Consider the following 13,091-nt stretch of genomic DNA (forward strand, 5'->3'; position numbering starts at 1 on the left):
CCGCGCCGACTCCGCCGCGGATCAGAATTCCAGCCGCGCCTCGCAATAGAGGACGCGGCCGCGCAGGTCGTAGCGGCTGGCGTCGAACGGGCGGCGGTCGATCAGCGCGAACGGCGCCTTGGCATGGAAGATGTTGCGCCCGCCGACGCTGAACGTCGTCGCCGGGGAGAGGCGCCAGCGTGCCGTCAGGTCGTAGGTGGTGAGGCTGTGCACCGGCATGGGCCGGTCGATCTGTCCGTCGCTATCCTGATCGTTGAAATGCCCGTCCTCATAGGCCATCCCGTAATTGTTGATGTACGACGGCAAGTAATGTGCGCTGAGCCGAACGAACCAGCGATGGCTGGTGACGTCGAGCGCCCCGTTGAGGCGGAAGCGATCGAGGCCGTTGGCGGTGCCGACCTGGGCACGCAGCACCCTCTGGTGGTAGGTATATTCCTGCCGCAGGACGCGCGACCAGGAGAGCGACGGCGTGATCGCGGCGACATGGGTGCGAACGGTGTAGCTGACGTCGACGTCGACCGATTCGCTGAGCGCTCTGCCGACGTTGATCGGCTTGAAATATTCGGCCTGGAGGAAGCCGCCCGCGTCGCGCACGAAGAACTCCTTCAGCCCATAATATTCCTTCGGCGGCAGCAGGTCGCGCAGATGGCTGGAGATGTCGATCTCGTCGCGGATCGTCGTCTTGTAATAGTCGACGTTCAGGATGAAGTGATTGAGCACGCCGGACGGCGCGATGTTCAGGCTCGCCTCATAGGTGCTCGACACCGAGGGGCGTAGCTGGGGGTTGGCAAGATAGGTTTTGGGGATCTCGCGACCGAAATCATAGTCCCAGTCCGGCGAGAGCGGATCGGCGAAGATGAACTCGCTGTCGGGTACGCCGGCGTGGATGTCATATAATTGGGTGAAGTCGGGCGGCGAGAAGGTCGAGCCCCACGAACCGCGCAGCGTCAATCCCTGCACCGGCGCCCAGGCGAGGCCCACGCCGGGGCTGATCCGCGCGAAGGTCGAGGTGCCGCGGATCAGCGTGCCGTGCTGCTCCGGCGGCACATGGTCGACCGTGCCGATCGGCCCGGTCGAATCGAATCGATCGTAGCGCGCCTTGAACGAGGCATCGAGCGTGCTGACCAGTGGCACCGCCATCCGGGTGCCGACCAGCGGCACGCGCAGCTCGGCATAACCGGCGATCACGCGGCTGTTGACGTCCTCGCCGGTCTGAGCGCGGATGCGCTGGGCACGGACGCCATTGTCATAGGTCTCTGCCCCCAGCGACACCTGCACCAGCCCCGCCGGCAGGCGCAGCGGCGCGGCGGTGAACAGGACGTCCGCCGACGTCTGCCAGGAGATGTCGGACAGATAGGCCTGCGGCAGGAAGAAGGTGGAGAGCGGCGCGCCGCCGTGCTGCGTCCCGTCGTTGTTGAAGTTGAAGGCCAGCGCCGGATCGGGGCTGGTCAGCGCGGCGCATTGCCGAGCGACGACCTGCTCGATGTGCGGGGTGACCTTCTCACTCTGCACCCCGACGCACGCGCCGGTGTCGCCGTTGATTTTGACGGCCTGCACCCAGCCGAGCTGGCTGCCGCGCGCGCGGTTCTGCGAGTAGGAAAAGTTGCCGGTGAGCTCGGTGTTCTTGCCGAGGTGATAGCTCAGCCCTGCGGTGACGCCGTCGGACTGGATCCAGGAGCGCGTGAAGCCGGGCCGCTGCCGACCATCCGCATATTCCGCCGCCGGGAAGTAATAGACCGCCGCGCCGTAGTTCGTCGCGTCAGGCGGCAGATCGGCGCGGTGGACCGGACTATAGGCCTGCTCTGGCGGCAGGCCCTCAAGGACCAGTTTGTCCCAGGTCTCCGACAGATGGTAGTGCGATCGCGAACCTGCATAATCCAGCGTGAAGCGGAGCCGGTCGGTGATCGCCTGTTCCAGCCGCGCCGACAGGCCGTAGGTGCGGTTATACTCGGCCGCCTCGCGCGGGATGTTGAGGGCGATCGTGTCGTTGTCGACGCCGCCGAAGTCGTTCTTGGCGAGGGGCCAGGCACCTTTGCCGTGATATTGCAGGAAGTAGTTCACGGTGGTGGTGCCGTTCGGATGCCGGGTTTTCGGGGTGAGGTACTGGATGTTGATCGCGCCGGGTTGCGCGCTGTCGAGGCCGCTGCGGAAGTCGAGGTTCATCTTCGTTCGCCCGAGCGCGCTGAGCTGCTCGCGCGTGAAATAGCGGCGGTAATCGTGCGTGACATAGCCGATCCGGCGGTTGAGCACCGGGTCGGTGGTCGATACCGATCCGGTCAGCGTCAGCGAGCCGCCGCGCCACCCGGTCCCCGCCGTGAGGCTCGACTGCCGGTTGGCCGCGCCGCTGCTCGACGTTTCCAGCCGGCCGTTCGCCGAGAGGCCGTGATAATTCTTCTTGAGGATGATGTTGACCACGCCGCCGAGCGCGTCCGCGCCATAGACCGCGCCGCTGCCGCCGAGGCTGATCTCGATCCGGTCGACCGCGGCGAGCGGGATCGTGTTGATGTTGACGAAGCCTTCCTCGATCCCCGCCGCGCCCGCGACGCGGCGCCCGTTGACCAGCACCAGCGTGTTCCTGGTGCCGAGCCCGCGCAGGTTGACCCCCGCCACGCCGAGCCCGCCGAGCGCGCCCTGATCGAACGCCACCTCGGTGCTGCTGCGATTGTTGAGGCCGGTGCCGACCGATGCCTGGTTCTGCGGTAGCGTGCGGAAGAAGTCCTGGAGATTGGAGACCCCCAGCGCCTGGATATCGTCCGCGCTGTAGATCTTGACGTCGGACGTGGGATCGATCCCGCTGAGCCGGGAGCCGGTGACCACCACGGTCTCGCTGTCGTCGCTGGGGCGCGCCGGCGTCGTCGGCGCCGGATCGGTGCGCGATGCCGCCGTGTCGACCGGCGTCTGCGCGACCGCGGTGGCCGGCAACAATGCCACGCCGATGAGAAGTAAAGCCTTACGCTTCCGTATGTTGACCATGAAACCCCCCTTTGTGTCCACCCGCGTTCGGGTCGGCTGGCCAATGAAATTGGCCGCTGACCGTGCCGCGCGTGGTAGAGGAACTTATAGAGAGTAATAGGCCAGGACTGGGCGCCACAGCAGGGCGGCAGATAATCTTCTATTGTAAGTAGAAACTCTAACAGCCGGGCCGCGGTGATTGGGAAAGGCGCCGCTACAATCAGTCGACACGTCTCAAGGGCTCTCGCGAGGGCCTCGACAACTGGCTGGTGGATCAATGACCTGTAGAATATTGCGAGTGATGGCCGCAGCGATGGGCTGTATGGTGTCGACCCATGCGCTGGCGGCGGCGACGGCGGCGCCGCACCGGCCGCCCGCGGTCGCGCCGGACGAGGTGGAGCGGACGCGGCTGGTCTATGATCGGTTCACGCTGCCCAATGGCCTGACGGTGCTGGTCTATACCGACCACACCGCGCCCAAGGTGCTCGTCTCGCTCACCTATCGCGTCGGCTCCAAGGACGAACCCGCGGGCAAGACCGGCTTCGCGCACCTGTTCGAGCACATGATGTTCCAGGAGACGGAGCATCGCAAAGGCGAGTATTTCACGCCCTTTCTCCAGAGCGGCGTCAGCAACATCAACGGCAACACGACGACCGACCGGACGCGCTATTTCGAGCTGGTGCCGAAGCGCGCGCTCGACCTCGCGCTCTGGATGGAGAGCGACCGGATGCAATATCTGCCCGGCGCGATCGACACCGCGGCGCTCGACGGCCAGCGCGCGGTGGTCAAGAACGAGAAGCGGCAGACCGGCACGCCCGACAGCAACGCGCGCGCCGATGCGCTTCGCGCCGCTCTCTACCCGTCGACCCACCCTTATGCGCATACGGTGATCGGCTCGATGCAGGATCTCGATGCCGCCAGCGTCGATGACGTGCGCACCTGGTTCGACACCTATTATGGCGCGTCCAACGCGATCCTGCTGCTCGCGGGCGACATCGATCCGGCCGAGGCACGCGAGAAGGTGACGAAGTATTTCAAGGACGTCCGCCCCGGGCATCTGGTCCAGCAGATCAGCCGCTGGGTCCCGGTGCTCGACGAGCGCAAGGACCTCCACTTCTTCAGCAAGGGCGGTGGCAGCTCGTTCGCGCGGACCTGGCCGGTTCCGAGCGCGGACGAGCAGGACGGCGTGCTGCTCCAGGTTCTGCAGGAGACGATCACGGGCACGCCGCAATCGGCGCTCAATCGCGCGCTCGTCGAGAACGATGGGCCGGCGCGCGGCGTCTATGCCAGCTATAACGACGCCGCGCTCAACGGCACCTTCTCGATCGCGGTCGATCTGAAGCCCGGCGCCGATGCGGCCGACGCCGAGCGACGGCTCGACGCGGCGCTGGCGCAATTGAAGCAGACCGGGCCGGACGCCACGACGCTGCGCGAGAATCTCCACATCAAGGACAAATCGTTCCTCGCGGCGCTCGAGGATCCCGAATCGGTCGGGTCGATCCTCGAGGCGGGCGAACTGTCCCGCGGCGATCCGCTGCGCTTCCTCCAGACGCGCCGCTGGGAGAAAGAGGCCACCCCGCAGACGATCGCCGCGGCGGCGCGGCGCTGGCTCGATCGCCCTTATATCAACGAGCGCGACGACCCGGAGCCGACGACCAGCCCGGCGGTCGCCGGCTCGGTGGATCGCTCCGGGCTGCCCAAAGTACCGCCGGCGGTCGAGGTGCAGGAGCCCTTCGCGCCGATCGAGCGCGCTACGTTGTCCAACGGTGCGCAGCTGGTGGTGGTGCGCCGCCCGCGCGTGCCGATGGTATCGGTGTCGCTCGTCTTCGCCACCGGCAGCGCGATCGACCACCCCTATCCGCGCGGGCTCGCCGCGCACACCTTCGGCAGCCTCTTCGAGGGCAGTCGCCGCTACGGCGAGTCGGCGATCGGCGGCCGGATGCGCGCGCTCGCCATCGCGCCGTCGAGCTCGAGCGATGAGCGGCAGAGCAAGATCAGCTTCAGCACCGACCATGCCGGCTTGAGCGAGGCGGTCGATTTCGTCACCGAGGTCCTGCGCGAGCCGATCTTCCCGCAGCGCAAGATCGACGAATTCCTGGTGGGCGTCGATCGCAGCTATGACGGCTTCGAGCGCGACTCGCGAAGCTGGCAGAGCGGGCTGTTCAGCCGCGCGCTGTGGGGGCCGGACCATTGGTATGGCCATATCCGCACGCGCGCCGAGGCCAAGCAGGTGACGCGCGACGCGCTGCTCGATTTCTACGCGCACGAGGTCGCCCCCGCCAATCTCACCGCCTACTTCATCGGCGATGTCACGCTCGACGAAGCGCGTGCGCTGCTGGAACGCGGGCTGGGCGACTGGCACAAGGGGGTGAAGCCTGCGCCGACGATCGATGCGCCGCCCGCGCGACCGACCGGGGTGCGCGTGGTGCTGATCGATGTCCCCGGCGCCGAGCAGAGCCAGATCACCGCGGGGCGGCTGATCGGGCGGTGGGAGCCGCGGCACGCGCTGATCGAGCAGCTCGCCAATGGTGCGCTGGGCGGCAGCTTCTCCAGCCGGCTCAACATGAACCTGCGCGAGGACAAGGGGTGGAGCTACGGCTTCCACTCGGGGCTGGGTGCATCGCTCCGCTCGCAGCGCACCTTCACCCTCGGCGGCGCGGTGCAGACCGACAAGACGGTCGAGTCGATCCGCGAGATCCTGCGCGAGCTACACGATTACACCGACGCGCGGCCGATCACCGCCAAGGAGTTCGAGGAGCAGCGCACCGTCTACCTCGACTCGATCTCGTGGCAGCTCGTCTCGAACCTGGCCTATCAGATCATCATGGTCGACGCGCAGGATCGCGGCCTGCCGCTCGACTATAGCGTCCACCTCGCACCCATCGTGCACAGCATCACCTTGCCCGAGGCGCAGGCGGTGGCGCGCGAGTCGTTCCGGGCGGACGATCTCGTCTGGTCGATCGCGGGAGACCTGCGCAAGATCGAGGCGGGCATCCGCGCGCTGAACCTCGGGCCGGTCGAGGTCCAGGACGGCTACGGCCACCGGCTTCGCTGAGCCCCGAAACGCGACCGGCGCCGCATCCGGGAGGATGCGGCGCCGGCGATCGGGTCGGGTGAGGCGGTGCCTCAGTCGATCTTGGGCAAGGTCTCGAACTGGTGGAACGGCGGCGGGCTCGACAGCGTCCACTCCAGCGTGGTCGCGCCGGCACCCCAGGGATTGTCGGGCGCCTGCTTGCCCGCGACCAGCGACCAGATGATGTTGACGAAGAAGATCACCATCCCCGCCGCCATGATCATATAGCCGATCGTCGCCACCTCGTTCCAATGCGCGAAGGCGTCGGGATAATCCGGGTAGCGCCGCGGCATCCCCTGCAACCCGAGGAAGTGCATCGGGAAGAACAGCAGGTTCACGCCGACGAAGAACACCCAGAAGTGCAGCTGCCCGAGCAGCTCCGAATACATCCGCCCGCTCATCTTCGGGAACCAGTAATAGAAGCCGGCGAACAGCGAGAACACCGCGCCGAGGCTGAGCACGTAGTGGAAGTGCGCCACGACGTAATAAGTGTCCTGCATATAGTCGTCGACCCCGCCGTTGGCGAGCACCACGCCGGTCACGCCGCCGACGGTGAACATGAAGATGAAGCCGATCGCCCAGACCATCGGCGTCGGGAACCGCAGCGAGCCGCCCCACATCGTCGCGATCCAGGAGAAGATCTTGATGCCGGTGGGCACCGCGATCACCATGGTCGCCGCGGTGAAGTACATCTTCACGTTGACGCTCATGCCGGTGGTGAACATGTGGTGCGCCCACACCACGAAGCCGACCACGCCGATCGCCACCATGGCATAGGCCATGCCGAGATAGCCGAACACCGGCTTGCGGCTGAAGGTGGCGATGATGTGGCTGATGATGCCGAAGCCCGGCAGGATCATGATGTACACTTCGGGGTGGCCGAAGAACCAGAACAGATGCTGGTACAGCACCGGGTCGCCGCCGCCGGCGGGATCGTAGAAGGTGGTGCCGAAATTGCGGTCGGTCAGCAGCATCGTGATCGCCGCGGCGAGCACCGGCAGCGCCAGCAGCAGCAGGAAGGCGGTGACCAGCACCGACCAGGCGAACAGCGGCATCTTGTGCAGCGTCATGCCCGGCGCGCGCATGTTGAAGATCGTGGTGATGAAGTTGATCGCGCCGAGGATCGAGCTGACGCCCGCGAGGTGGAGCGACAGGATCGCCATGTCGACCGACGGCCCCGGCTCGCCATAGGTGGAGAGCGGGGCATAGACCGTCCAGCCCGTGCCCGCGCCGCCGAAGAAGGGCGAGGCCAGCAGCAAAGTGAACGCCGGGATGAGCAGCCAGAAGCTGATGTTGTTCATCCGCGGGAAGGCCATGTCGGGCGCGCCGATCATGATCGGCACGAACCAATTGCCGAAGCCGCCGATCATCGCGGGCATCACCATGAAGAACACCATGATGAGCCCGTGCGCGGTGACCAGCACGTTCCACAGGTGAAGCGCCTGGTCGAAGCTCTGCTCGGTGCCGCCGTGGAGCATCGCCGCCCAGCCCGGCAGATACTGGATCCCCGGATGCATCAGCTCGGCGCGCATCAGCCCCGAGATCGCGCCGCCGATGATCCCCGCGGCGATCGCGAAGAGCAGGTAGAGCGTCCCGATGTCCTTGTGGTTGGTGGACATGAACCAGCGCGCGAAGAAGCCGGGCTTGTGGTCGGCGTGCGCGTCATGGTGGCCGTGATCGTGCGCCTGGAAGGCGGACGGGTGGAGCGCGGTGTCGGTCATCGTCTTAGCGTCCGGCTTCGCCGACGCCACCGGGGTTGCCGGTCGCGCCCTGCGGGGAAGGGGTGGGAGTATCGGTGCCGTTCTCGGTCGGGCCGGTGAGCGCGTTGCTCATCGCGGCCTCGTCCATCACCGCGGCCGAGCCGTCGGCGCCGGGCTGCGGGATCACCTTGTCGGAGGGCTTGCCCGCGGCCGGCATCGAACCGCCCTTGGCGCGCACCCAGGCGGCGAACTGCGCCGGCGGCACCGCCTCCACCGCGATCGGCATGAAGGCGTGGCGCGCGCCGCACAGCTCCGAGCACTGGCCGAAATAGAGGCCGGGCTTGTCGATGGTGAAGCTGGTCTCGTTGAGGCGGCCCGGGATCGCGTCGAGCTTGATCCAGAAGGCGGGGACCGCCCAGCTGTGGATCACGTCATTGGCGGTGGTGATCAGCCGGATCGGCACGCCCACCGGCAGCACGACGCGATTGTCGGTGGCGAGCAGGCGCGGGCCGTCGGCGTCGCTGCGCGCACGCTCGCCCGCGGCGACCTGATTGCCTTCCTTGAGCATGTTGGCGGTGATCTCGATCCCGCCGTGATCCGGGTACTGGTAGCTCCAGAACCATTGGTTGCCGATCGCCTTGAGCGTCACCGCGCCCGCCGGGGCGGGGCGGAACTGCGCCTGGAGCAGCCCGATCGAGGGCACCGCGATGGCGACCAGGATCAGCACCGGCGCGAGCGTCCACACCACCTCGATCGCGGTGTTGTGGCTGGTCTTGGAGGGAGTCGGGTTGCGGCTGGCGCGGAAGCGGATCACCACGAACACCAGCAGCGCCAGCACGAACAGCGAGATGATCGTGATCAGCGGGAACAGCACGCGATCGTGAAACCAGTGCGCGCGCAGGCCATTCTTGGTGACCTGCGGCTGGATGTGGATCACGCCGTCGACCGGCTGGCCGATCTTGGGGCCGGTGCTGACGACGCGTGCGTCCATCGCGGGGGCGCCGTCCATCGCCAGCGCGGGGGCGGCGGGCGCGGCGTCGGCCTTCTGGACGGTGCCGCCCGCCGGGCCCTGATCGGCGTCGGCGGGGCGCAGCCCGCTCGGTGCGGCGGTCGCGGTGGTGGCGGGCGTCGTCGCGGCGGGGGCCGCCGGTGCGGCCTGCGCCGCGGCGCCGCTGCCGAGCACGAGGCCCAGCGCCAGCATCATCCCCGTCAGTCGGCCTCTGCGGCCTGCGCCGCGACCTGCCTTGAACCCGGTTGTCAGCATGTTGTGTTCTATACCCCTCTCTGGCGCACGCGTCAGCGGGCCGGGCAAACCTGCCCCTCCTGTTGTGCGTATAGCAGACCGCCCCCTCGCCTCAAGGCCCTGCGCGCCGCGGCGGCGGCGACGGCGATGGCCGGGGGTGGGCAGGCGCGCGGCGGTGGTCGGCGCGCGGGTTTTCCGCGGGGCGGTGCGTTGCGCGCGGGCGCCCGCGCTCCTATGGCGCGCGAGAGGCGCGAGGAGGTGGAGGCGACGATGACCGACGACGAGGTGCTGGCCGAATTCCGCGCCGCCGACGCGCTGCTCGAGGGGCATTTCATCCTCTCCTCCGGGCTGCGCAGCCCGCGCTATCTCCAGTGCGCGCGCGTGCTGATGGACCCGCGCCGCGGCGCGCGGCTGGCGGAGGCCTTGGCGGCGCGCCTCCCGGGCGAGCTGCGGCAGCGCATCGGCGCGGTGGTGTCGCCCGCGATGGGCGGGGTGATCGCGGGGCATGAGATGGCGCGCGCGCTCGGCGTCGAGGCGATGTTCGTCGAGCGGCCCACCGGCACGTTCGAGCTGCGCCGCGGCTTCCGCCTGGCGCCGGGGCAGGAGGTGCTGATGATGGAGGACGTGGTGACCACCGGCCTCTCCAGCCGCGAGGCGATCGCCGCCATCACCGCGGCGGGCGGGCGAGTCGTCGCCGGCGCCGCGCTGGTCGACCGGTCGAACGGCGCGGCGGACCTGGGCGTCCCCTTCTTCCCGCTGATCCGGCTCGACGTCCCCACCTATGACGCCGACGCGCTGCCGCCCGAGCTGGCGGCGATCCCGGCGATCAAGCCGGGCAGCCGGGCCGCCGCCTGATGGCTGCCGCGTCGTCAGCCTTGCGCCTCGGCGTCAACATCGACCACGTCGCCACGGTGCGCAACGCGCGCGGCGGTGCCTTCCCCGATCCGGTCCGCGCCGCGCTGCTGGCGGCGGAGGCGGGGGCGGACGGCATCACCGCGCACCTGCGCGAGGACCGGCGCCACATCACCGACGACGATATCGCGCGGCTCTCCGCGGGTCTGGCGATCCCGCTCAACCTCGAGATGGCGGCGACGCCCGAGATGCTCGCGATCGCGCTGCGCCATCGCCCGCACGCCGCCTGCATCGTCCCCGAGAAGCGCGAGGAGCGCACCACCGAGGGCGGGCTCGACGCCGCCGGGCAGCGTGCCGCGCTGGCGCCGATCGTCGCCGCGCTGCGCGACGCGGGGATACGCGTGTCGCTGTTCATCGAACCCGACCCGCGCCAGATCGAGGCCGCGCTCCAGCTCGGCGCGCCGGTGGTGGAGCTCCACACCGGCCGCTACGCCGAGCTGGAGGGCGAGGCGCGTGCCGGGGAACTGCGCCGGCTGGCGGACGCGGCGGCGCTGGCGGCGAAGAACGGCATCGAGGTCCACGCCGGCCACGGGCTGACCTACGACAATGTCGCGCCGATCGCGGCGATCCCGCAGCTGCGCGAGCTCAACATCGGGCATTTCCTGGTGGGCGAGGCGATCTTCGTCGGCCTCGACGCGAGCGTCCGCCGCATGCGCGACGCGATGGAGAGCGCGCGATGAGGGGGAGGATCCTGTGATCGCCGGCCTCGGCTCCGACCTGTGCAACATCGAGCGGATCCAGTCCTCGCTCGACCGCTTCGGCGAGCGCTTCGAGGCGCGCGTCTTCACCGACGTCGAACGCGCCAAGGCCGCGCGGCGCCCGCTCACCCGCGCGGGTACCTATGCCAAGCGCTTCGCCGCCAAGGAGGCCTTCTCCAAGGCGGTCGGCACCGGCTTCAAGGCGGGCGTGTTCATGAAGGACATCGGCGTGATCAACGCGCGCTCGGGCGCGCCGACGCTGGCGCTGACCGGCGGCGCCAAGGAACGGCTTGACGCGCTGATACCCGAGGGCCACGTCGCGCGGGTCCATCTGACGCTGACCGACGATCACCCCTGGGCGCAGGCCTTCGTGATCGTCGAGGCGGTGCCGGTCGAGAGCAAGGGAGCGGCGTGACGCCATGGCCGATGAGATCAGCTTGAGCGGCGAGCCCCCGCTGGCGCGCCGCGCCGACACGCCCCCGCGCAGCCGCTTCGACTGGTGGGGCGAGGTGAAGGGGCTGGTCGGGCTGGTGCTCGCCGTGCTCGGCTTCCACAGCTTCATCGCCAAGCCTTTCTATATCCCGAGCGAGTCGATGCTGCCCGGGCTGATGGTGGGCGACCGGCTGGTGGTCTCCAAATATGCCTATGGCTGGTCGTTCGTCTCGCCGACCATCCCCAACCCGGTCGCGATCGTCGAGGACCTCGTCTTCCACCGCCCGGTCGACGGCTGGTCGGTGCAGCTGCCCTTCCTGCACGGGCGCGTCTGGGGCAAGCTGCCCGAGCGCGGCGACGTCGTCATCGTCACCCCGCCGGGGCAGAGCAGCGACTATATCAAGCGCGTGATCGGCCTGCCCGGCGACACGCTGGCGGTGCGCGGCGGCGTGGTGTTCCTCAACGGCGTGGCGGTGCAGCGCGGCGAGAAGCATGTCAGGGAACTCCCGGTCGACGCCAACGCCACCTGCGACCCGGCGCAATATCCCGGCGCCCGCGTCGCCCGTGCCGACGGCACGGTGGTGTGCCGGCTGCCGATCGTCACCGAGACTTTGCCCAACGGCCGCCGCTACGACACGGTCGACCTCGAGCCCGACAGCCCCGGCGACAATTACGGGCCCGTCAAGATCCCGGCGAATCACGTCTTCCTGATGGGGGACAATCGCGATCGTTCCGCCGACAGCCGCTTCGCGCTGGGCGGGTTCGAGCGCGGGCTGGGCGGCCCGGTGCCCTATGAGAATCTGGGCGGGCGCGCGGAGTTCATCACCTTCTCGGTCGACGGCGAGGCGACGTGGAACCCGCTGACCTGGCCGCACGCGCTGCGCGCCGGCCGCGCCGGCACCTCGCTCCACCCCGAGCGCGTGCGGTGAGCGACGCCACCCCGCCGCTCGATCGCCGCGGCGAGCGGGTGGACGTGACACCGGGCGCGAGCCCGCACGAGGTGCGTGACCCCGCGACGCGCGACGAGATCCGCCGCGCCGCGGTGTGGCTCGGCATGGCGAGCGCGATCGCGCTGGTGGTGCTGCTGGTCCAGCCGCTGCTGATCATCTTCGCCGGGCTGGTTTTTGCCGCGCTGCTCGACGGCGGGGTGCGGCTGCTCGGGCGCGTGCTGCCGATCGGGCGCGGCTGGCGGCTGCTGATCGTCTGCCTGCTGACGATCGCCTTCCTGCTCGGCACCTTCTATCTGGCGGGGGTTCAGATCAGCCAACAGGTCGCGCAGCTGCGCGACACGGTCGAGGCGCAGGCGATGCGCGTCACCGGCTGGCTGAGCGCGCAGGGGCTCATGCCCGGCGCCTCCGACCTGAGCGGCCTGTCGCGCCAGGCGCTGTCCTCGGTCGGCCGCGTGACGAGCTGGGTGGGCACCGCGATGGGAGCGCTGACCACCTTGTTCATGATCATGGTCATCGGTCTCTTCGTCGCGATGGACCCGCGCGTCTATGAGCGCGGCCTGCAATGGATGGTGCCCGAGGCGCATCGCGCCGAGTTCGCGCTGACCGTCAACCGCATGGGGCGCACGCTGCGGCGGCTGCTGGCGGGGCGGCTGCTCGGCATGGCGTTCGAGGGCGTGCTCACCGCGATCGCTCTGTGGATCGTCGGGGTGCCGATGGCGCTGATCCTCGGCATCCTCACCGGGCTGCTCGCCTTCATCCCCAATATCGGCGCGTTCATCTCGGGCGCTTTGATGGTGGCGGTGGGCTTCTCGGCGGGGGCGCATGTCGGCGTGCTGGCGATCGTCGTCTATGTCGTCGTGCAGACCTTCGACGGCTATGTCGTGATCCCGATGGTGGCGAAGCGCACCGTCGACCTGCCGCCCGCGCTGACGCTGGGCACGCAGATCCTGGCGAGCGCCTTGTTCGGCATCCTCGGGCTCGCGCTGGCCGACCCGATGACCGCGATGATCAAGACCGCCATGGAGCGCCGCTCCGAGAAATTGACGGACGAGCGCGCGGACTGACCCGCGGTGGCGACGGCTGACCGCGTGCGGGACAGCGCGCCGGCCCGCGCGCTGGAATGTACCCGCC

General features: G+C 68.9%; 9 protein-coding genes. 6 read left to right on the forward strand and 3 right to left on the reverse strand.

All coding sequences use genetic code 11. The features are described 5' to 3' along the window. Positions 1-21 precede the first annotated feature (21 nt). Positions 22-2,931 (reverse strand): TonB-dependent receptor, encoded by a 2,910-nt coding sequence (locus EV292_RS07685; RefSeq protein WP_165927046.1) that lies wholly within the window; start codon positions 2,929-2,931, stop codon positions 22-24. 322 nt (positions 2,932-3,253) lie between these two features. On the opposite strand from EV292_RS07685, the gene EV292_RS07690 reads away from it, so the two are divergent. Next, on the forward strand, positions 3,254-6,007 hold the full coding sequence (locus EV292_RS07690) for a pitrilysin family protein (protein ID WP_165927047.1): 2,754 nt from the start codon (positions 3,254-3,256) through the stop codon (positions 6,005-6,007). A 71-nt stretch (positions 6,008-6,078) separates the two neighbouring features. On the opposite strand, the gene ctaD is transcribed toward EV292_RS07690, so the two are convergent. Together ctaD and coxB are read right to left on the reverse strand one after the other, a co-directional pair. Continuing rightward, entirely contained in the window at positions 6,079-7,746 is a 1,668-nt protein-coding gene (ctaD, locus tag EV292_RS07695) for a cytochrome c oxidase subunit I (RefSeq protein WP_132908610.1), read from the reverse strand. Positions 7,747-7,750: 4 nt separating this feature from the next. Beyond that, a complete protein-coding gene (gene coxB, locus EV292_RS07700; RefSeq protein WP_132908866.1) occupies positions 7,751-8,926 on the reverse strand; it encodes a cytochrome c oxidase subunit II in 1,176 nt (391 codons plus the stop codon). Positions 8,927-9,238: 312 nt separating this feature from the next. Here coxB and pyrE point away from each other — a divergent pair, with 312 nt between their 5' ends. From pyrE to EV292_RS07725, 5 genes are read left to right on the forward strand one after another with little or no spacing between them, the layout of a single operon-like run. Next, a complete protein-coding gene (gene pyrE, locus EV292_RS07705) occupies positions 9,239-9,823 on the forward strand; it encodes an orotate phosphoribosyltransferase (RefSeq protein WP_132908611.1) in 585 nt (194 codons plus the stop codon). Further along, complete coding sequence (locus tag EV292_RS07710) at positions 9,823-10,560, forward strand: pyridoxine 5'-phosphate synthase (RefSeq protein ID WP_132908612.1); 738 nt, start codon at positions 9,823-9,825, stop codon at positions 10,558-10,560. The genes pyrE and EV292_RS07710 overlap by 1 nt, the downstream gene beginning before the upstream one ends. 13 nt (positions 10,561-10,573) lie before the next feature. Beyond that, positions 10,574-10,993 (forward strand): holo-ACP synthase, encoded by a 420-nt coding sequence (gene acpS, locus EV292_RS07715; RefSeq protein ID WP_132908613.1) that lies wholly within the window; start codon positions 10,574-10,576, stop codon positions 10,991-10,993. Positions 10,994-10,997: 4 nt separating this feature from the next. Then, the gene (gene lepB / locus EV292_RS07720; protein WP_132908614.1) at positions 10,998-11,939 is read left to right on the forward strand and encodes a signal peptidase I; all 942 of its coding nucleotides are present in this window, start codon (positions 10,998-11,000) and stop codon (positions 11,937-11,939) included. Positions 11,940-11,977: 38 nt separating this feature from the next. After that, positions 11,978-13,024 carry an AI-2E family transporter gene (locus EV292_RS07725; protein WP_243693679.1) on the forward strand — a complete coding sequence of 349 codons (1,047 nt, stop codon included), beginning with the start codon at positions 11,978-11,980 and terminating at the stop codon, positions 13,022-13,024. The last annotated feature ends 67 nt before the right edge of the window (positions 13,025-13,091 follow it).

Origin of the sequence: Sphingomonas sp. BK235 (assembly GCF_004345855.1) — a bacterium.
Classification (GTDB): Bacteria; Pseudomonadota; Alphaproteobacteria; order Sphingomonadales; family Sphingomonadaceae; genus Sphingomonas.